This window comes from Streptomyces sp. NRRL WC-3626 (assembly GCF_000718785.1).
Classification (GTDB): domain Bacteria; phylum Actinomycetota; class Actinomycetes; order Streptomycetales; family Streptomycetaceae; genus Streptomyces; species Streptomyces edwardsiae.
The window spans coordinates 287,331-307,721 of record NZ_JOCA01000004.1; the positions used below are offsets into that span (position 1 = coordinate 287,331).

A 20,391-nucleotide genomic window follows, 5' to 3' on the forward strand; every position below is an offset into this window, starting at 1 on the left:
CCCGGCGGGTGCGGAATCGGCCACCGTGGCGCGGGCCGATACCCTGGGGGACGTGACGTTCCCGGTAGTCGGCATGGTCGGCGGTGGCCAGCTCGCTCGTATGACACACGAGGCGGGCATCCCGCTCGGCATCAGATTCAAGCTTCTCAGTGACACTCCGCAGGATTCCGCGGCGCAGGTCGTCGGCGAGGTCGTCGTCGGCGACTACCGCGACCTGGAGACGCTGCGCGCGTTCGCGCGCGGCTGCGACGTGATCACCTTCGACCACGAGCATGTGCCCACCGAGCACCTGCGGGCCCTGGAGGCGGACGGCATCCCCGTCCGCCCGGGCCCGGACGCGCTGGTGCACGCCCAGGACAAGGGCGTGATGCGCGCGAAGCTCGACGCGATCGGTGTGCCCTGTCCACGGCACCGCATCGTCGCCGACCCCGAGGACGTGGCCGCGTTCGCGGCCGAGGGGGAGGGCTTCCCCGTCGTCCTCAAGACGGTCCGCGGCGGCTACGACGGCAAGGGCGTGTGGGTCGTCGACTCGGTGAAGGAGGCCGCCGAGCCGTTCAAGGCGGGTGTCGCCGTCCTCGCCGAGGAGAAGGTCGACTTCGTGCGCGAGCTCGCCGCCAACGTGGTCCGCTCCCCGCACGGCCAGGCCGTCGCCTACCCGGTCGTGGAGTCGCGGCAGGTGAACGGCGTCTGCGACACGGTGATCGCGCCCGCCCCCGGCCTCGAGGAGGAGCTCGCGCTGCGGGCCGAGGAGATGGCGCTGAACATCGCCAAGGAACTCGGCGTCGTCGGACATCTCGCGGTGGAGCTGTTCCAGACCCGCGACGGCCGCATCCTCGTCAACGAACTCGCGATGCGCCCGCACAACTCCGGCCACTGGTCCATGGACGGCGCGATCACCTCCCAGTTCGCCAACCACGTCCGCGCCGTCCTCGACCTCCCGCTCGGCGACCCCCGCCCGCGCGCGAAGTGGACGGTCATGGTCAACGTCCTCGGCGGCGACTACCCGGACATGTACTCCGCGTACCTGCACTGCATGGCCCGCGACCCTCAGCTGAAGATCCACATGTACGGCAAGGACGTGAAGCCCGGCCGCAAGGTGGGCCATGTCAACACCTACGGCGACGACCTGGACGACGTGCTGGAGCGCGCCCGTCACGCAGCCGGCTACCTGAGAGGCACGATCACCGAATGAGCCCAGTTGTCGGCATCGTCATGGGGTCGGACTCCGACTGGCCCGTCATGGAAGCGGCGGCCAAGGCCCTCGACGAGTTCGAGATCGCCTACGAGGTCGACGTCGTCTCCGCGCACCGCATGCCCCGCGAGATGATCGCGTACGGCGAGCAGGCCGCGGACCGGGGCCTCAAGGCGATCATCGCCGGCGCGGGCGGCGCCGCCCATCTCCCCGGCATGCTCGCCTCGGTGACCCCGCTGCCGGTCATCGGTGTGCCCGTACCGCTGAAGTACCTCGACGGCATGGACTCGCTGCTCTCCATCGTGCAGATGCCGGCCGGTGTCCCGGTCGCCACCGTCTCCGTCGCCGGGGCGCGCAACGCGGGCCTCCTCGCGGCCCGGATGCTCGCCGCACACGACGAGGAACTCCTCGGCCGGATGCGGGAGTTCCAGCAGGAGCTGAACGACCAGGCCACGGAGAAGGGCAAGCGGCTGCGGGCCAAGGCCGAGGGTTCGGCCGCCGGCTTCGGCTTCGGGAAGTGACACGGATGACCTCCTCACTGGACCGGGCCCGGGAACTGCTGCGGGAGTTCCCCGTCGTCGACGGGCACAACGACCTGCCGTGGGCCCTGCGCGAACAGGTCCGCTACGACCTCGGCTCCCGCGACATCGCCGCCGACCAGTCCGCCCATCTGCACACCGACATACCCCGGCTGCGGGCCGGCGGGGTCGGCGCGCAGTTCTGGTCGGTGTACGTCCGCGCGGACCTGCCCGACGCGGTGCCGTCCACGCTGGAACAGATCGACTGCGTACGGCAGTTGCTGGCCCGTCATCCGCAGGAGCTGGCGCCGGCGCTGACCGCCGCCGACATGGAGGCGGCGCGCGCCCAGGGCCGTATCGCCTCCCTCATGGGTGCCGAGGGCGGCCACTCCATAGCCAACTCCCTCGGCACACTGCGGGGGTTGTACGACCTCGGCGTCCGCTATCTGACCCTCACCCACAACTACAACGTGGCGTGGGCGGATTCGGCGACCGACGAGCCCGGGGTGGGCGGACTGTCGGCCTTCGGCCGTGAGGTGGTCCGGGAGATGAACCGGCTGGGCATGCTGGTCGACCTCTCCCATGTCGCCGCGACGACCATGCGGGACGCGCTGGACGCCACGTCCGCGCCGGTGATCTTCTCGCACTCCTCCGCCCGCGCGGTCTGCGACCACCCGCGCAACATCCCCGACGACGTGCTGGAGCGGCTGCCCGCCAACGGGGGCGTCGCGATGGTGACGTTCGTGCCGAAGTTCGTGCTGCAGGCGGCCGTCGACTGGACGGCCGCGGCGGACGAGAACATGCGCGCGCGCGGCTTCCACCACCTCGACACCACCGCCGAGGGCATGAGGGTGCACCGCGCCTTCGAGGAGACCCACCCGCGCCCGGTCGCCACCGTCTCCACGGTCGCCGACCATCTGGACCACATGCGCGAGGCCGCCGGCGTCGACCACATAGGCATCGGCGGCGACTACGACGGCACGGCCTTCACCCCCGACGGCCTGAACGACGTCTCCGGCTACCCGAACCTCATAGCGGAACTCCTGGACCGGGGCTGGTCGAAGCCCGACCTGGCCAAGCTCACCTGGCAGAACGCGGTACGGGTCCTGTCCGCGGCGGAGGACGTGGCGAGGGACCTCCAATCCAAGAGGAGCCCGTCGAACGCGACCCTGGAGTCCCTGGACTCCCCGGACGCCTGAGACAGAGCCCCTCCGGCGTTCGAGGAGCGGGGTCCGGGGCGGTGCCCCGGTGACGGGAAGGGAAGGGGCGGCGCGGGCGAACCGAACCGAGGGACGTCCCCCGTACCCCCGAACGCCCCGTCCACCAGGAAACCTGTCCCCGCTCCGTGCGAACGTGACCGTACCGCCAAGGTCACGACCGTACGGAGCCCGCCATGGCCGATCTCCAGGACGACCTGCACACCGCCGCCGAGATCGGCCGCGCGGACGTCCCGTACCCCGAGGAAGCCGTCCTCGTGGAACCGGCGACCTTCGCACCCGTCTCCGACCCGGACGCCGACCCCCTCACCCGCGCCCACGCCGTCCTGGCGGCCCACCCCGTGGCCGACGGCTACAACGGCCTGCCCCAGACACTGCGCCGCCTCTCCTGGTGCGACCTCGCCCTCGGCGAGAGCGCGGTCGAGACGGACGTACCCCGCCTGCGCGCGGGCAAGGTGGGCGCGATGTTCTGGTCCCTCCACCTCCCCGACGGACTCGCCCCCGACAGGGCCGTGGCCGCCACCCTCGACCACCTCGACCTCGCCAAGACGGTCGTCGCCGCCCACGGCGAGGGCCTGTACCCCGCCCGCACCGCCGGCGAGGTCGCCGACGCACGCAACCGCGGCCGGGTGGCCGTCCTGTTCGGCCCCGCGGGAGCCGCCGCCCTCGGAGACTCCCTCGGCGTGCTGCGCTCGCTGTACACCCTCGGCCTGCGCGTCCTCACCCTCACCGGCGTCTCCTGGGCGGGCCCGGCGGGACTGACCCGGTTCGGTGAGGAGACCGTCCGGGAGATGAACCGGCTCGGCATGATCGCCGACCTCTCGTACGCCTCGGAGCCGACGATCCGCCGCGTCCTCACCCTTTCCAAGGCGCCCGTGCTGTTCAGCCGCTCCGCCTCGCGTGAGCTGCGCCCGCACCCCGCGAACCTTCCCGACGATCTGCTCGGGGACATGGCGAGGACCAGGAGTCTGTGCATGGTGCCGTTGGCCGCGGAGCAGTCCGGGCCGACCGTCCGCGACGTCGCCGACCAGCTCGACCACATCCGTGGGGTCGCCGGGCCGGAGTGTGTCGGACTGTCCGGCACCTACGACACCGGCGGTGCGTGTACGCAGGAGCTGGCGGACCCCTCCTGCTATCCGAGGCTGATCGCGGAGCTGCTGCGGCGGGGCTGGGAGGAATCGGACGTGGCCCTGCTGACCTGGGGCAATGTTCAGCGGGTGCTGCGGGGGGCCGCGTTCGCCGCGCACGCGGTCCAGCAGCGGCGGGCTCCGTCGACGGCGACCGTCGGGGAACTGGACCGCTGAGGGGACGAGCGCCGCCCGCTGTGTCCCTTCGGGGTGCTGTGCTCCCGGTGTCTTTGGCCCGCCGGTCCACCGGGGTCCGGTCGGGTGGGGCAGAATGGGGCGGTGCGCCGGTTCGGCCGACTGAGCCTCGGCCGAACCGGCGCCACCCGTTCCGTCAGGCGGTGGGGCGGCCCATCGCGCGGTAGCGCCAGCCGGCCCGGCGCCACACCTCCGGGTCGAGCGCGTTGCGGCCGTCCAGGATCAGCCGGTCCGCGGCGACCTCGCCCAGCGCCGCCGCGTCCAGCTCGCGGAACTCCCGCCACTCCGTCAGATGCAGGACGACGTCCGCGCCCCGCACCGCCTCCAGCGCCGAGTCGGCGTACCCGAGGGTCGGGAAGAGGCGGCGGGCGTTGTCCATGCCCTTGGGGTCGTACACCGTGACCTGGCCGCCCTGCAGATGGATCTGCCCGGCCACGTTCAGCGCGGGGGAGTCCCGGACGTCGTCCGAGTCGGGCTTGAACGTCGCGCCCAGCACCGCCACCCGCCTGCCGAGGAACGCCCCGCCGTCCAGCGCCTGCCGGGTGAGCTCCACCATCCGGCCGCGCTGGCGCATGTTGATCGAGTCGATCTCCCGCAGGAACGTCAGCGCCTGGTCCGCGCCCAGTTCGCCGGCGCGCGCCATGAACGCCCGGATGTCCTTCGGCAGACAGCCGCCGCCGAAGCCGATCCCGGCCCGCAGGAACTTCGCGCCGATCCGGTCGTCGTAGCCGATGGCCTCCGCCAGCTTGGCGACGTCACCGTCCGCGGCCTCGCACACCTCGGCCATCGCGTTGATGAACGAGATCTTGGTGGCGAGGAAGGAGTTCGCCGAGGTCTTCACCAGCTCCGCGGTCGCGAAGTCGGTCACCACGAACGGCGAGCCCTCCTCGATCGGGGTGGCGTACACCTCCCGCAGCAGTTTCTCCGCCCGCTCACTGCGCACGCCCACCACGAGCCGGTCCGGGTGCAGGGTGTCCTGCACGGCGAAGCCCTCGCGCAGGAACTCCGGGTTCCAGGCCAGCTCCGCGTCCGCACCGGCCGGGGCGTGCTCGGCCAGATACGCGGCCAGCCGGTCCGCCGAGCCCACCGGCACCGTCGACTTGCCCACGACCAGCGCGGGACCTTTGAGATGCGGGGCGAGCGAGGCGATCGCGGAGTCGACGTACGACATGTCGCAGGCGTACTCGCCGTGCCGCTGCGGGGTGTTCACGCAGACGAAGTGGATGTCGCCGAACTCGCCGAGCTCGGCCCAGTCCATGGTGAAGCGCAGCCGCCCGCTGGACCCCTCGATCCCGGCGACATGCCTGCGCAGCAGCTCTTCCAGCCCCGGCTCGTACATGGGGACCTCACCGCGCCGGAGCTTGTCGATCTTCTCCGGTACGACATCGAGGCCCAGTACCTCGAACCCGAGCTCCGCCAGGGCCGCCGCGTGGGTCGCGCCGAGATAACCGGTCCCGATCACGGTGATCTTGAGGGCCATGGGTGCTCCAGGGGTATACGGCGAGCAGTGCGGGCCCGAGCATAACCGGGGGCCCGGGAGGGCCCGCGCGGGGCTGTCGCCCAGCTCACCTATCCACAACCGTGGATGACGCTCTAAAATTTGAGTTACTTAACGGTAGTTAGCGTGATCAGCATCGCAGCGTTTTGGAGCGTGAGAGACCTTGGCCGGATCGGCTGACTTCGACCTGTACCGCCCGTCCGAAGAGCACGACATGCTTCGCGACGCCGTCCGCTCGCTGGCCGAGGCGAAGATCGCGCCGTACGCCGCAGCGGTGGACGAGGAGGCCCGCTTCCCGCAGGAGGCCCTGGACGCCCTCACCGCGAACGACCTGCACGCGGTGCACGTCCCCGAGGAGTACGGCGGCGCGGGCGCCGACGCGCTCGCCACGGTCATCGTGATCGAGGAGGTGGCCCGCGTCTGCGCGTCCTCCTCCCTCATCCCGGCCGTGAACAAGCTGGGCTCGCTGCCGGTGATCCTCTCCGGCTCCGAGGCGCTGAAGAAGAAGTACATGACCCCGCTCGCCAAGGGCGACGGCATGTTCTCGTACTGCCTCTCGGAGCCGGACGCCGGCTCCGACGCGGCCGGCATGAAGACGAAGGCCGTCCGCGACGGCGACTTCTGGGTGCTGAACGGCGTGAAGCGCTGGATCACCAACGCCGGCGAGTCCGAGTACTACACGGTGATGGCCGTCACGGATCCGGCGAAGCGCTCGAAGGGCATCTCCGCCTTCGTCGTCGAGAAGTCCGACGAGGGTGTCTCCTTCGGCGCCCCGGAGAAGAAGCTCGGCATCAAGGGCTCCCCGACCCGCGAGGTCTACCTCGACAACGTGCGCATCCCCGCCGACCGCATGATCGGCGAGGAGGGCACCGGCTTCGCCACGGCGATGAAGACGCTGGACCACACCCGCATCACCATCGCCGCCCAGGCCCTCGGCATCGCCCAGGGCGCCCTCGACTACGCCAAGGGCTACGTCAAGGAGCGCAAGCAGTTCGGCAAGCCGATCGCCGACTTCCAGGGCGTCCAGTTCATGCTCGCCGACATGGCCATGAAGATCGAGGCCGCCCGCCAGCTCACGTACGCGGCCGCGGCCAAGTCCGAGCGCGGCGACAGCGACCTGACCTTCCAGGGCGCCGCCGCCAAGTGCTTCGCCTCCGACGTCGCCATGGAGGTCACCACGGACGCCGTCCAGCTCCTCGGCGGCTACGGCTACACCCGCGACTACCCGGTCGAGCGCATGATGCGCGACGCGAAGATCACCCAGATCTACGAGGGCACGAACCAGGTCCAGCGCATCGTGATGGCCCGCAACCTGCCGTAAGGACCGGCGGGCCGACGGGGGAAGGGCGTCCGCGGGCCGGGCGCCCTTCGTTCCGTCCGGCCGTCGCGCGCCGTCACAGGAAGCGGCGGATCGGGGTGACCGCGGCCTCGGCGAGGCGTGCGGACAGGGGGCGGCGCCGCCAGCGGGCCGGGTCGACGGGCTCGCTCAGCTTGCGGTCGGCGTCGAAGTCGTCGTCCAGCACGGCGGTGAAACCCTCGTCGAGGACGGCCAGCATGACCTCCTCGTCGTGCTCCAGGGAGCGGCGGTTGAAGTTGGTGGAGCCGATGAGGGAACAGACGCCGTCCACGGTGATGACCTTCGTGTGCAGCATGGTCGGCTGGTACTCCCGCACCTCCACGCCCGCGTCGACGAGGGTCTGGTAGTGCTGCCGTCCGGCCAGGAGACAGGCCCGCTGGTCGGTGTGCGGGCCGGGCAGCAGGATCTCGACCCGCACTCCCCGGCGGGCGGCGTCGGCCAGCAGGCCGATGAAATAGGGATCGGGCGCGAAGTAGGCGGTGGAGAGCCGGAAACGCTCCCGCGCCGAGGTGATCACCACGCGCAGCAGTGTCTGCATGTCCTGCCAGCCGAAGCTGGCCGAACCCCGCACCACCTGCACCGTGGCGTTCCCCGGCTGCTCCTGGGAGGTGAAGCGGTCGTGCTCGTCGTACAGATCGTCGTGGCACTCGGCCCAGTTCTGGGCGAAGGCCGCGGCTATACCGTCCACGGCGGGTCCCCTGACCTTCACGTGGGTGTCGCGCCACTCGCCGGGGTTGCGGGCGTCACCGCACCACTCCTCCGCGATGCCGACACCCCCGGTGAAGGCGGTGTGCTCGTCGGTCACCAGGACTTTGCGGTGGCAGCGGTGGTTCTGCCGCATCGGCGACAGCCGGGTGGGCTTGCGGAACCAGGCCACCCGGACGCCGGCGTCGCCCATGGCGTCCAGCAACTCCGGCTCGATCTCCTTGGCGCCGAAACCGTCCAGCAGCAGCCGCACCCGGACCCCCGAGCGCGCCCGCTCGGCCAGGGCGTCGGCGAACTTCCGCGCTATGTCGCCGCGCCAGTACACGAACGTCATCATGTCGACGGTGTGTTCCGCGGCGTGGATGGCCTCCAGCATCGCGGGGAAGATCCGGTCGCCGTTGCGCAGCGGAACGAGCTCGTTGCCCTCGGTCGCGGCGATGCCGATGAGCCGTTCCAGTCGTCTGCGCAGCCGTTGTCGCTCCTGCTGCGTGGTCACGTGTGCCTTCCCCTTTGTGCTCGTCCCGCCCCATGGCGCGGTCGTTGTCGTCCCGGCCGCCTCTCCTCTCTTTGCCGCTTCCGGGGGTTCCACGCGGGCGTTCTGTGTGTCCTGCCCGACACGGGGCGGGCGGGCGTCCCGTCCCCTGTGGTGGTCATGGGGGCGCAGGCGTAGGACGGAGAGCGGGGGCCGGGCCCCGGCCCTCCTTCGTCCCCCGCTCCCCCGGGAGGAACCATGACGCAGCAGCAGCCGGCCACCGTGGAACCGATGAGCCAGGACATGCGGGACTGCATCGACGCCTGTATGGCCTGCCACGGCGTGTGCGAGGAGACCATGAGTTCCTGTCTGCGGCAGGGCGACCGGGCCCGGATGCCGATCATGCGGGCGCTCATGGACTGCTCCGAGACGACCCGTATGTGCGCGGACATGATGATGCGCCGCTCGCCGCTGGCGAACGAGATGTGCATGATGTGCGCGCAGGCCTGCGACATGTGCGCCGAGGCCTGCATGTCGGTGCCGGACGACGAGCGGCTGGCGCGCTGCGCCGAGTCCTGTCGCCGCTGTTCCGAGATGTGCCGTGCGATGGCGGGCGCCACCATGTGACGCCGGACATGGCCGTGGGCACCCCGCCCGGGGTGCCCACAGCCGTGCTCGGGTGTCTCAGTTGCCCTTGACGGTGACCTTCTCGTCGTTGTTCAGCTCGTTCACCAGCTGCTTCACCTTGGCCTTGTCCCAGAGCAGGTTGCCGCCGGTGGAGCCCGCGATCGGCATGTTCATGGACGTGCCGTCACCGCCGCTGACACCCTTCATCGACCAGAACATGTCGGCCAGGTCGAACAGGCCCATGTCCTCGTCGACGATCAGGGAGTCCAGGCCGGCGCCCATCGTCGGGTAGAGCGTGAAGGGGTTGAGGATCGTGCCCGGCGTGGCCACCTGGTTGGCGAGGGCCGAGAGGAACTTCTGCTGGTTCTTCGTACGGTCCAGGTCGGAGCCCGCCAGCGCGTACCGGGTGCGGACGAAGGCGAGGGCCTCCTCGCCGTTCAGGGTCTGCTTGCCCTTCTTGAAGTCGGCGCCGGACTTGGTGTCCTTGATGTCCTGCGGGATGTCCATCTCCACGCCGCCGACCGCGTCCACGATGCTCGCGAAGCCGCCGAAGCCGATCTCCACGTAGTGGTCGATGTGCAGGCCGGTGTTGAACTCGACGGTACGGACGAGCAGTTCGGGCCCGTCCTCGGCGTACGCGGCGTTCAGCTTCACCTGGCGGCCGGTGCCGGGGTAGGTCTTGCCCGACTCGGAGCCCACGAACGACGGGATCTCCACGTTGGAGTCACGGGGCAGCGAGATCAGGGTGGGGGCGTTGTCGCCGGTGTGCAGGATCATCATCGAGTCCGTGCGCTTGCCGTCGGCGGACCCGGTGTGCAGCTTCTTCTTGTCCTCGGCGGTCATGCCCTCGCGGCTGTCGGAGCCGACGATGAGGTAGTTGGTGCCCTCGCCCTTCTCCGGCCGCTCGATCACCTTCGACAGGTCGACGTCCCGGTTGAGCTTGGAGTCGGCCCAGAAGTACGTGCCCACGGTCGTCACGACCAGCACCGTGACCAGGGTGATCGCCGTCCACTTGATACGGCGGCGCCAGTCCGGCGCGGGACGCTGCGGGCCGTGACCTCCGTCACCGCCGCTCCCGCCGCCGTACACCTGGCCGGTGTTGTAGCCGCTGTCGTGTCCGTCCACGTACGACGGCTGCTGCGGGACACCGCCGTAGGCGCCCTGCCCGGGAGGGGCCGCCGGGCCACGGCGGACCTGCCGCATGACACGGGCGCCCTCGGGCTGTGCGCTCGCGCTGCCGCGTCCGTAGCGTCCGCCGCGGTTGTCGTCGGGCCGTGCCTCGGGCCAATCAGTCATGGAAGACAGTGTGCAGGTCCGCGCAGTGCGCCATACAAGGGTCGTCGGAAAATCAGGGCACCGCTGTTGCGAAGCTGACACAAATTCCGCAGATCCGACCACGGCATAAGGTGGAGGCCATGACAGATCAGGCCCCCGCCGCAGCACTGGACGGTCCGGACATCCCGGGCAAGCCCACCTCGGCCTCCCGTACGACCCTCAGCCACATCATGACCCACAACGACACCAATCTGCTGGGTACGGTGCACGGCGGGGTGATCATGAAGCTGGTCGACGACGCGGCGGGCGCCGTCGCCGGGCGGCACTCCGGGGGGCCTGCGGTCACCGCCTCCATGGACGAGATGGCCTTTCTGGAGCCGGTCAGGGTCGGCGACCTGGTCCATGTGAAGGCCCAGGTCAACTGGACCGGCCGGACCTCGATGGAGGTAGGCGTCCGGGTCCTGGCCGAACGCTGGAACGAGTCCGCCCCGGCCACCCAGGTCGGCTCGGCCTACCTGGTCTTCGCAGCGGTCGACGCGGACGGCAAGCCCCGCAGGGTCCCCCCGGTCGTCCCGGAGACGGAACGGGACGAACGCCGCTACCAGGAAGCCCAGATCCGCCGCACCCACCGCCTGTCCCGCCGCAGGGCCATCATGGCCCTGCGCGAGAAACGAGCGGCGGAGGGCTTCGACGCCTAGGGGCGCGGACGGGGGTCTGGGGGCGCAGCCCCCAGGGACGGGACGGGAAGGGGCGGCGGGGGCGAAAAAACCCACTCACGAGCACCCCACCTCGTCCCCCCGCACCACCCCGAACTCCCCCTGCCCGGGATCCTGCGCCCGCACCTTCCGCACCTTCTCGAAATCGGCCCCCGCGATCACCTTGAGCAGGGCCCCCTGGCCCTTGACCGCCCGCAGCTCACTACCGGGAAGAGCCGCCGCGAGCGACTTCGCGGACCGGTCCCACCGCGGGTCGTAGGCGACGACCGTCCGCCGCACGTCGCGCTCCGCCGCGTTGACCGGCGCCCGGGTCGTACGGAACCCGGTAGCCGCCAGCGCGGCGTCCACCCGCCGCGCCAGCCCCGCCGTACGCGTGCCGTTCTCCACCCGCACCCGGATCTGCCGGGGGTCCACCGGAACCCGGACCGCCGCATCGGCCGTACGCCGCACGGACAGCGGCTCGTCCCGCCGCAAGGCGTCGAAGATCCGCGCCGCCTTCTCCGCATCCCACTTCAACGTCGAGCCGACCCCCTTCACCGCGTACCCCATCCGCCCGATCGGCACGGTGGTGAACTCGGACGAGGCCGGCGAGAAGTTCCGCATCGCCCGCCCGAGATCGAGGAGTTCACCGGTGCCGAAACCCTCGTCGGCCCGCACGGACCCGAGTACCGCCCGCGTCACGTCCCGGAACCTCATCGGGTTCAGCAGGATCCCGGAGGACGTGGCCCGCTCCACCAGCGCCGCCATGAAGTGCTGCTGACGCTTCATCCTGCTCAGGTCGGAGGCGCCGTCGACATGCCGTGCGCGGACGTACTGCAGCGCCTGGCCGCCCTTGAGGGTGTGCCGGCCGGGGCGCAGATCGAGGCCGGTGTGGTCGTCCTTGAGTGCCTTGTCGGTGCAGATCTCGACACCGCCGACGACGTCCACGGTCTTCATGAAGCTGGTGAAGTCGACCTCCAGATAGTGGTCGATCTTCACCCGGGTCATCTTCTCGACCGTGCGCACGGTCAGCCGCGGCCCGCCCTCCGCGTACGCCGCGTTCAGCTTGACCGGGTGCCCCTTGTGCCGCTCCCCGCTCACCCGGTCGGTGTGCGGGGGCGTCATGGCGTACGAGTCACGGGGCAGGCTGACGACGCTGGCGTGGTCCCGGTCCGCCGAGATGTGCACGATCATGATCGTGTCGGTGCAGTTGCAGGGCGCCCCGCCGAGCCGGTACCTCTCGCGCTCCGCCCTGCCGATCTTCTCCCGGCCGTCGGTGCCGACGAGCAGGATGTTCATGCCGTGACCGGCCTCGGGGCGGTTCTTCATGTCGCGGAACGGGTCGACGCGGGCGATGTCGTCGTCGAGGCCGCTCATCACCGCGTGCCCGATCCCGGCGGAGGCCAGCACCACGACCGACAGCGAGGTGACGGTGCGCATCACCCAGCGCGGCTTCCCGCGGGCCGGCGCCGGTGGCCGCGGGGTCCGGCGGGGCGGCCGCGGGCGGTGCTGGGGTGCGGTGCGGGGCCGGGGGGACCGCGGCGGCGTGGGCAAGGGGGGACACCTCCGGACGACGGCCGTACGTGGGATCGTGAGCACGGTAGGCCGATACGATCTGCGGCCCGCCGGATCGCCCCCGGCACGCGCGGCGGTGTCCCCCGTTCGCGGTAACGTGAGCCCCCTATGAACGCCAATCCCGACGTGCGGCTCCCCGCCGTTTCCGTGATCATGCCCGTCCTCAACGAGGAGCGGCACCTGCGTGGTGCCGTACGCGCGATCCTCGCCCAGGAGTACGCCGGCGAGATGGAGGTCGTGATCGCCCTCGGTCCGTCCGCGGACCGCACGGACGAGATCGCCGCCGAGCTCGTGGCCGAGGACCCGCGGGTGCACACCGTGCCCAATCCGACCGGCCGCACCCCGGCCGCCCTCAACGCGGCGATCAAGGCCTCGCGCCATCCGGTCGTGGTCCGCGTGGACGGGCACGGGATGCTCTCCCCGAACTACATCGCGACCGCCGTACGGCTCCTGGAGGAGACCGGCGCGCAGAACGTCGGCGGCATCATGCACGCCGAGGGGGAGAACGACTGGGAGCACGCCGTCGCCGCCGCCATGACGTCGCGGATAGGCGTGGGCAACGCCGCCTTCCACACCGGTGGCGAGGCCGCGCCCGCCGAGACGGTGTACCTGGGCGTGTTCCGGCGGGAGGCGCTGGAGCGGCAGGGCGGTTACAACGTGGAGTTCATCCGCGCCCAGGACTGGGAGCTGAACTTCCGCATCCGTGAGGCCGGCGGGCTGATCTGGTTCTCGCCGGAGCTGAAGGTGTCGTACCGGCCCCGGCCGAGCGTGCGGGCGCTGGCCAAGCAGTACAAGGACTACGGCCGTTGGCGGCACGTGGTGGCCCGCTACCACTCCGGTTCCATCAACCTGCGCTATCTCGCCCCGCCGACGGCGGTGTGCGCGATAGCGGCCGGGATCGTGGTGGGCGCGGCACTGACCCCGTGGGGCTTCCTGGTGCCCGGCGGCTATCTCGCGGCGATCGCCCTGGGGTCCGTACCGGCCGGCAAGGGGCTGCCGCTGAAGGCACGGCTGCAGATTCCGGTGGCGCTGGCGACCATGCACATGTCGTGGGGCTGGGGCTTCCTGACCAGCCCGAAGTCCCTGGCGAAGAAGGTCATCGCCTCACGCCGCCCCGCCGTCACCGCGGACGCGCCGGCCACCTGACGTTCCCGTCGTGCGTGAGCCCCTTCCCGGACGCCGGGAAGGGGCTCACGCGCGTTCGGTTCACCAGGTGAAGCCCGGGCTGACGTGCATGCACGCCTTGTCGTCGGCGCCGTTGAGCGCCTGTGCCGACTCGGGGGTGGTGTTGTCCTCCTCCGGCGCCTCGTAGGTCGTGCCCTCGCGCCAGTCGGCGCCGACCACGAGGGTGACGCCGGACACCTCGGTGGAGCGCTTCACCGCGCTCGCCGGGACGCCGAGGGCGTCGGCGACGCGGCGGGCGTCGCCCTCCAGGTCGGCGCTCGGATACCGCACCATCGTCCGCTTCTCGCTGAGGGCGCTGGTGGTGTCGGCGGTCGCCGCGGTGAAGCCCTGCTCCTTCAGCGCCGCCACGACCGTGCTGGTGCGCCCGGAGGCGGCGGCGAGGGTGTCCGTGCGGGTGCCGTTGCGGACCTGTACGGCGATGTCGGCGTCGTCGGCGGCCGGGTCCGACGGCGCCTTCTCCTCGGCCTCCACCGGCTCGGCGTCCTTGCCGTCGAGGGCGATGTCGTCGCGCACGAGACGGAACAGCTGCTCCGCGTCCTCGGTCGGCTCCACGCGGGCGCCCACGTACCGGTTGGGCATCGTCGTCATGGTGATGCGCTTCGGCTCCACCTTGCGCAGCTCGGTGCTCAGGTCGTACAGCTTCTTCACCGTGTCGAGCCCAGGGTCGACGGTGAGCGCCTCGGTGGCCTTCTCGGCCAGCCTGCGCAGCTTGTTGGGGTTGCTCAGCGTGGCGTTCTCACGCAGCTCGCGGACCAGTGAGTTCATGTACATGTGCTGCGCCTTGGCGCGGGCGAGGTCGCTGCCGTCCTCGAAGCCGTAGCGCGTGCGCAGCCATTGCAGGGCCTGCTCGCCCTTCACCGGGTGGGTGCCCTTCTCCATCTTCAGACCGGAACCGTGGCCCTGGCTGTCGCGCGAGTGGATGTTGGCGTCGACGCACACCGGGACGCCGCCGACCGCGTCCGCCATGGAGACCACGCCAGCGAAGTCGACCATGACGAAGTGGTCGATGTGGATGCCGGTGAGCTCCTGCCAGGTCGCCACCGTGCAGCCGGGGCCGCCGTGTCCGAGGCTCTGGTTGGTCATCGTCCGCCCGTTGCTCGCCGGGTACACCGTCCCGTCGTCCGGGTCCGTGCACTTGGGGATCTCGAGCAGGGTGTCGCGCGGCATGCTGACCACGGACATGTTGGACCGGTCGGCGGACAGATGCACCAGCATCTGCACATCGGCGAGCGGGGTCGAGCCGAACGTCTCGCGGGCGCCGCCGAGTTGCTGGTTCTTCTCGGTGTCCCGCGCGTCGCTGCCGATGAGCAGGATGTTCAGCGGGGTCTGTCCGGCCGCGTTCGGCGTCGGCTGGGCGACCTTGGTGTCGCCCAGGTTCAGGGCGTCCTTCTTGATGTTGTGGTTCAGCTGCCGGTAGTAGAGGTAACCGGCCCCGGCCGCACCGACTATGAGCAGGGCGAGGACCGCCGCGAACCATTTGAGCAGCCGGCGCGCGCGCCGCGGGCGGGGGCCGCCCTCGTCCTCGCCCTCGGTCGGACTTTCGTCCGGGTCCACCTCACGCTCGCCGTCACCGAGCGTCTCCGGTGCGGCGTTCCGCGTCACTGCCGCCGTTCTCCCCACTCCTGGCAACCCCTCGCCTCGTGAAGCAGGCCCGTCCTGCGTCCTGTTAGACGCACGACGGGCCCGTCAGTTGCCCCGGTAATCCAACCGACTTCAACAAGTTACGCGGGAGCGCGGGAGGCTTCGGGAGGGCGCTACCAGCGGTAGGGCTTGTACACGTCCATGCACGTGCCCGTCTCCGCGCCGTTGAGGGCGTCGGCGTCGTCCGGCAGGTCACCGGCGGCGGGCGGAGCCTGCTCCGGATAGTCCGTGCCCTCACGCCAGTCCGCGCCGATCACGACCGTGACACCGGAGACATCGGCGGACTGCCTGACGGAACTCGCCGGGATGCCGAGCGACTCGGCGACCCGCCGGGCGTCCCCCCGCGAGTCCGCGGCCGGATACCGTACGGCGGTCCGCTCCTCGGCGAGCGCGCGGGAGGTGTCCGGCGCGGCGCGGGTGAAGCCCCGCGTCACCAGGGACTGGGCGATCTCCTTGGCCCGCCCGCCGACGGGGCCGAGGGTCGCGGAGCGGGTGGCGTTCTGCACGAGGACACCGATCTCGGCGTCCGGGGCGGCGGGGTCGGCGGAAGCCTTGTCCTCGTCCTTCTCGTCCCTGCCGCTCGCCGTGTCCTTGCCGCCCTTGCCGCCCTTGTCGTCGAAGGACACGTCGTCGCGGAGCATGGTCCACACCCGCTCGGCCTCGTCGCCGGCCGCGAGCAGATGGTTGCCGTTCTGCGGGTCCTCGACCGTGGGCAGCGTCGTCATGGTGATCCGGTCCGGCGGCACCGTCTTCAGCTGCATCCCCAGGTCGTACAGCTTCTTCACCGTGCCGATCTCCTCCGAGACCGTCAGCGAACTGGTCGCCGCCTCGGCCAGGTCCATCAGCCTGCCCGTGTCGGTGAACACGTTCTGGTCCCGCAGGGTGCGGATCATCGAGTTCATGTACATGTGCTGGGCCCGCGCCCGCAGCAGGTCACTGCCCCAGGCGTGCCGGGTGCGCAGCCACTGCAGCGCCCGCTCGCCCTCGACCTTCTCCGACCCGGCCTTCATCTTCAGGCCCGAACCGCCGGGCACGCCGGGCAGCGGACGGTCCCACACGTTCTGGTTGACGCACACCTCGACGCCGCCGATGGCGTCGGCCATCGACACGACGCCGGCGAAGTCGATCGTCATCCAGTGGTCGATGTAGACACCGGTGAGGTTCTCCCAGGTGGCCAGGGTGCAGCCGGGGCCGCCGCGGGCCAGCGAGGTGTTGATGATGTCGTTGGTCGCCGGGTAGCGGTCCCCGGTCTTCGGGTCGGTGCACGCGGGGATGTCGACCCGGGTGTCGCGCGGGATGCTGACCACGGCCGCGCTCTCGCGGTCGGCGGAGAGGTGGATCAGCATCTGCACATCGCCCAGCGGCGGATTGCCGCGGGTGTCCCGGCCGCCGCCGAGCGCGACGTTCTTGGCGGAGGCGCGGCTGTCGGAGCCGATCAGCAGGATGTTCAGCGGCGTCTGCCCGGCCGCGTTGGGCCCGGTCCGGTGCGCCTTGGAGTCACCGCTGCTGCGCTCACCCTTCTCAATGTTGCCGTTCAGATGCTCGTAGTACAGGTAACCGGCGCCGGCCGTCCCGAGTATCAGTACGGCCAGGGTCGTCGCCGACCAGCGCAGCGCGCGCCGGCCCCGCCCGGCGGACGGTCCCCGTCTGCCTTCCGGCGGGCCGTCGGTGCCGTCCGGGGCCTGCGGCCCGCCGTCCGGCAGACCGGGTCCGGGCTCCTCCTGCACACCGCTCCGCGTCACCGTCACCGTCTCCCCCTCGCACCACGCAACGGGCCTGCCCCGCGCCCTGTAGGACGCGGAACAGGCCCGTCAGGTCACTTGGCGCACTCGACCTTGTCCGCCGTGGACTTCTCGATGTCGTCGGGCGCCTTGTCCGGAGTCGTGAGCGGGATGCCGGCACCCTTGAAGTCCTTGCCGAGCGTCAGCGTCATCGCGGGCACGCCCTGCGAGTTGGTGACGCTCTCGCCGGGCTTCATCGCCGACCCGGACAGCCCCAGGATGTCGGCCAGACGGCGTGCCTGGGCGGCCTGGTCGGGGGCGTACTCCAGCGTCGTTTTACTCAGTTCCTCCGGCGCGTTGCCGGCGTTCTCCGACTTGTCGACGCCCTGCTCCACCTGCAGCCAGCTGAGGGTCTCCTGGGCACTGCCGGACTTGGCGCCGCCGTTGAGGATCTGCACCCGCACCTCGGAGGCCGGTGCCTTCTCGCCCTTCAGCCGGGCGGCGACGGCGGCCTTCTCCTTCTTCTTCTGCTGCTTGACCTCGGTGAAGGAGACGTCGTTCCTGATCAGGTCGAAGATCGCCGGGGCCTTCGCCTCGTTGAGGACGACGGTCGCCTTCACCTTCTCGGCGGGGTTGTCCAACACCGGAATCGTGGTGAAGGACAGGTTCTTGGTGTCGAGCTTGCCCAGCTCCAGACCGAGGTCCTTGAGCTTGTTGATGCTGTCCAGCTGGGAGTCGACGGTCAGTGCCTTGGTCCCCGCCTCCGCCAGCTTGATCATCTTCGTCGGGCTGGTGAGCGTGTCGTTCGACTTCAGCTTCCGCATCAGCGAGCTCAGGAACTGCTGCTGCAGCTCGATCCGGCTCAGGTCGCCACCCAGACCGACGGAGTGCCGGGTCCGTACGAACGCCAGCGCCTCCTCGCCCTCGATGGTGTGTGTGCCCTTGGGCAGCTTCAGATGCGAGTCCGGGTCGTCGATGTCCTTGGCCAGGCAGACGTCGACGCCGCCGACGGCCGACGTCAGCGTCTTCACCGCGTTGAAGTCGGCCACCATGAAGTTGTCCGGCGTGATGCCGGTCAGCTCCGTCACCGTCCGCATGGTGCAGCTGGGCGTACGGCCGTCCTGGCCGAGGCTGGTGTTGAAGCGGGCGCCGGTGGAGCCCGGGATGATCTTCTCGCTGCCGTCCTCCTGCTGCGTCGGGCAGTCGGGGACGTCGACTATCAGGTCACGCGGAATGCTCAACGCGGTCGCGTTGGAGCGGTCCTTGGAGACATGCAGCAGGAGCGTGGTGTCGGCGTGACCCTCGCTGCCCGCGTCCCCGTATCCGTCGTTGCCCGAGCCGGTGCGCTTGTCGGTGCCGATCAGCAGGATGTTGATCGCCTTGTCCTTGCTGAAGCCACCCGTACTGGCGCCGTCGTCGGAGACGGACTGGATGTTGTCGTTCAGATGCTCCAGATAGAGGTAACCGGCCGTACCGGCGGCGAGCACCACGAAGGCCATCGTGCCGCCGGTCCACAGCAGGACCTTCTTCGTCCTCGACTTCTTCTTCGCCGGCCGGCGCCCGCGCCGCCCCGGGGGCGGCTCCTCCGGCGCGCCCCGGCGTCTGCGCTGCGGCGGCACCTCACGGTCCGGGGACTCCCGGTCCGGTGCGTCCCGGTCCGGTGTCCCCCGCTCGCGTTCGGGCGCGCGGCCCGACGGTGCCGGCCGGCCGCGTCCCGCGCCCGGGGGGCGTGGATTACGCGGCCCCGGGACCGCTGATTGCGGTGCGGAAGGGCCCAGTCGCAGTTCGTATTCGCCGGTGTCCGGGTTGAGCACCCACTGGTCTGCGGGATCGATGTTCTCCGCCCGCCCACGGCCTTGCGCGTCCACGTCGCTTGAATCCTCCGTCGGGCCCACGCGGCGCCTTTCCCCTCCCAAGGCGCTCGGGTCTCGGTCACACAGTGCGGGATTCTCAGGACAGGCCTGAAGGAACGGACGCACCGGAGCGCTCACACTAACGGTCCAGATCGAGTGGAAGCGACGGCGGTGACGAATTCCACTTCCTCACAAGTGGGCAATCCACCCATTTCCTCGGACAAAGGTGCGGTGCCTTGGAGTTGACTTGGAGCAGGCTTTACGCACAGATGTCCTCGGCGGCCGTGTTTCCCGAGAACGTCGGTGCCGGAGAGGGGTTGCCGGACGGCTTCCCCGATTTCTTTTCCGTGGCCTTTCGGTCACCGTCCGTGTCGACGACCACGGGCGCGTCCTTGCGCAGCCGCTCGAACAGATTCTCCGCGGCGGGTTGCGCGAGCTGGTCCCGATTCACGTCCCCGCTGTACGGCTCCCGGGGAACGGTCAGGAATTGCACGCCTTCCGTGGGGACGTCACGCAGCCCGCGCACAAGGTCGTACAGACTTCGCAGACTGGCCAGTCCCGGGTCGGTGGTGAGGGACGAGGTGGCCGCGTCCAGAACGGGATAGAGCTTCACCGGATTCAGCAGTACGTCATTGCCGCTCACCTTGTTGACGAGCGCGCCGAGGAAGCGCTGCTGCCGTTCCATACGGCTGGTGTCGCTGCCGTCGCCGAGGGTCTTGCGGGCGCGGACGTAACCGAGCGCCTGTTCCCCGTTCAGCGTCACCCGGCCGGCCGGCAGCCTCAGCTCGGCGTCCTTGTCGTCGACGGGCTCGCGCAAACACACCTCGACGCCGTCCACCGCGTCGACCATGTCCTTGAACCCGGCGAAGTCGACGACCACGTGATGGTCGATCCGGATATCGGTGAGCTTCTCCACTGTACGGATGGTGCACGCCGAACCGCCCACGGAGAAAGCGGAGTTGAACATCGTGAACACCGGCGTGGAACGCGACCCGCCGGGTCGGCGGCAGTCGGGCACGTCCACCATCAAATCCCGGGGGATGGACACCGCGGTGGCGCTGCGCCGGCCGGTCGACAGATGCAGCAGGATCACGGTGTCGGACCGTTCCGTCCCCGCGTCGTGCCCGTAGCGGGCGTTCTCCTGCCCGGAGCGCGTGTCCGAGCCGATCAGCAGGATGTTCCGGGCGCCCTCGGTGAGCGTGGCGGGCCGCTCCTTCTCGTACCGCGCGAGTTCGGCCGCCGCGGCCTCGTCCGGGGTGATGTTCCGCTCGAGCTTCATGTACACCACCCACCCGGCGCCCGCGGCGCCGAGCAGGACGACGACGGCCGCGAGCCCGGCCCCGAACGCCCACCGCCGTCGCCGGCGCCGCGCCCGCCCACGCCCACTCGCCGAGGCCCCGTGCACGCCCGCGGACTCACTCATGCCAGCGCCATCCCTCACCACGTACGGTCCCGTACGACGATGCCCCGAAAGCCGGCTACAAGCCCCCCGCTACTACGCCACCCGAGCGACCGACCACCGCGGCACCCTCGCGATC

16 protein-coding genes are annotated in these 20,391 nt (G+C 70.5%); 8 read left to right on the top strand and 8 right to left on the bottom strand.

The genetic code is table 11. The features are described 5' to 3' along the window. The first annotated feature begins 52 nt into the window (after positions 1-52). The 4 genes from IF28_RS0109030 (at position 53) to IF28_RS0109045 (ending at position 4,231) form a co-directional block, all read left to right on the top strand. On the top strand, positions 53-1,192 hold the full coding sequence (locus tag IF28_RS0109030) for a 5-(carboxyamino)imidazole ribonucleotide synthase (protein ID WP_030216362.1): 1,140 nt from the start codon (positions 53-55) through the stop codon (positions 1,190-1,192). Beyond that, positions 1,189-1,713, top strand: a complete 525-nt coding sequence (purE, locus tag IF28_RS0109035) for a 5-(carboxyamino)imidazole ribonucleotide mutase (RefSeq protein ID WP_078620967.1) — start codon at positions 1,189-1,191, stop codon at positions 1,711-1,713. Before IF28_RS0109030 ends, purE begins: the two co-directional genes overlap by 4 nt. A gap of 5 nt (positions 1,714-1,718) precedes the next feature. Next, entirely contained in the window at positions 1,719-2,909 is a 1,191-nt protein-coding gene (locus IF28_RS0109040) for a dipeptidase (RefSeq protein WP_030216366.1), read from the top strand. Positions 2,910-3,103: 194 nt separating this feature from the next. Continuing rightward, a complete protein-coding gene (locus IF28_RS0109045; protein ID WP_030216368.1) occupies positions 3,104-4,231 on the top strand; it encodes a dipeptidase in 1,128 nt (375 codons plus the stop codon). Between the two features lie 154 nt (positions 4,232-4,385). Here IF28_RS0109045 and IF28_RS0109050 read toward each other — a convergent pair whose 3' ends face one another. Then, on the bottom strand, positions 4,386-5,729 hold the full coding sequence (locus IF28_RS0109050; RefSeq protein ID WP_030216373.1) for a UDP-glucose dehydrogenase family protein: 1,344 nt from the start codon (positions 5,727-5,729) through the stop codon (positions 4,386-4,388). 181 nt (positions 5,730-5,910) lie between these two features. Between IF28_RS0109050 and IF28_RS0109055 the strand changes: the two genes are divergently transcribed. Continuing rightward, a complete protein-coding gene (locus IF28_RS0109055) occupies positions 5,911-7,068 on the top strand; it encodes an acyl-CoA dehydrogenase (protein WP_030216376.1) in 1,158 nt (385 codons plus the stop codon). Between the two features lie 73 nt (positions 7,069-7,141). On the opposite strand, the gene IF28_RS0109060 is transcribed toward IF28_RS0109055, so the two are convergent. Beyond that, positions 7,142-8,305, bottom strand: a complete 1,164-nt coding sequence (locus IF28_RS0109060; protein WP_030216378.1) for a phospholipase D-like domain-containing protein — start codon at positions 8,303-8,305, stop codon at positions 7,142-7,144. 234 nt (positions 8,306-8,539) lie between these two features. On the opposite strand from IF28_RS0109060, the gene IF28_RS0109065 reads away from it, so the two are divergent. Continuing rightward, entirely contained in the window at positions 8,540-8,908 is a 369-nt protein-coding gene (locus IF28_RS0109065; RefSeq protein ID WP_030216379.1) for a four-helix bundle copper-binding protein, read from the top strand. A gap of 57 nt (positions 8,909-8,965) precedes the next feature. On the opposite strand, the gene IF28_RS0109070 is transcribed toward IF28_RS0109065, so the two are convergent. Beyond that, positions 8,966-10,204, bottom strand: coding sequence for an LCP family protein (locus tag IF28_RS0109070; protein ID WP_030216380.1), 1,239 nt, complete (start codon positions 10,202-10,204; stop codon positions 8,966-8,968). A 119-nt stretch (positions 10,205-10,323) separates the two neighbouring features. Here IF28_RS0109070 and IF28_RS0109075 point away from each other — a divergent pair, with 119 nt between their 5' ends. After that, positions 10,324-10,881, top strand: a complete 558-nt coding sequence (locus IF28_RS0109075; protein WP_030216382.1) for an acyl-CoA thioesterase — start codon at positions 10,324-10,326, stop codon at positions 10,879-10,881. A gap of 75 nt (positions 10,882-10,956) precedes the next feature. Here IF28_RS0109075 and IF28_RS0109080 read toward each other — a convergent pair whose 3' ends face one another. After that, entirely contained in the window at positions 10,957-12,318 is a 1,362-nt protein-coding gene (locus IF28_RS0109080) for an LCP family protein (RefSeq protein ID WP_030216385.1), read from the bottom strand. Positions 12,319-12,561: 243 nt separating this feature from the next. Here IF28_RS0109080 and IF28_RS0109085 point away from each other — a divergent pair, with 243 nt between their 5' ends. Next, a complete protein-coding gene (locus IF28_RS0109085) occupies positions 12,562-13,599 on the top strand; it encodes a glycosyltransferase family 2 protein (RefSeq protein WP_030216387.1) in 1,038 nt (345 codons plus the stop codon). Positions 13,600-13,659: 60 nt separating this feature from the next. Here the strand turns inward: IF28_RS0109085 and IF28_RS0109090 are convergent, their stop codons facing one another. From IF28_RS0109090 to IF28_RS0109105, 4 genes are all read right to left on the bottom strand, one after another. Beyond that, on the bottom strand, positions 13,660-15,240 hold the full coding sequence (locus IF28_RS0109090) for an LCP family protein (RefSeq protein WP_030216389.1): 1,581 nt from the start codon (positions 15,238-15,240) through the stop codon (positions 13,660-13,662). Positions 15,241-15,392: 152 nt separating this feature from the next. Then, positions 15,393-17,021 carry an LCP family protein gene (locus tag IF28_RS0109095; RefSeq protein ID WP_199808972.1) on the bottom strand — a complete coding sequence of 543 codons (1,629 nt, stop codon included), beginning with the start codon at positions 17,019-17,021 and terminating at the stop codon, positions 15,393-15,395. A 74-nt stretch (positions 17,022-17,095) separates the two neighbouring features. After that, complete coding sequence (locus tag IF28_RS0109100; RefSeq protein WP_078620969.1) at positions 17,096-18,868, bottom strand: LCP family protein; 1,773 nt, start codon at positions 18,866-18,868, stop codon at positions 17,096-17,098. A 244-nt stretch (positions 18,869-19,112) separates the two neighbouring features. Continuing rightward, positions 19,113-20,276 carry an LCP family protein gene (locus tag IF28_RS0109105; RefSeq protein ID WP_078620991.1) on the bottom strand — a complete coding sequence of 388 codons (1,164 nt, stop codon included), beginning with the start codon at positions 20,274-20,276 and terminating at the stop codon, positions 19,113-19,115. Positions 20,277-20,391 lie beyond the last annotated feature (115 nt).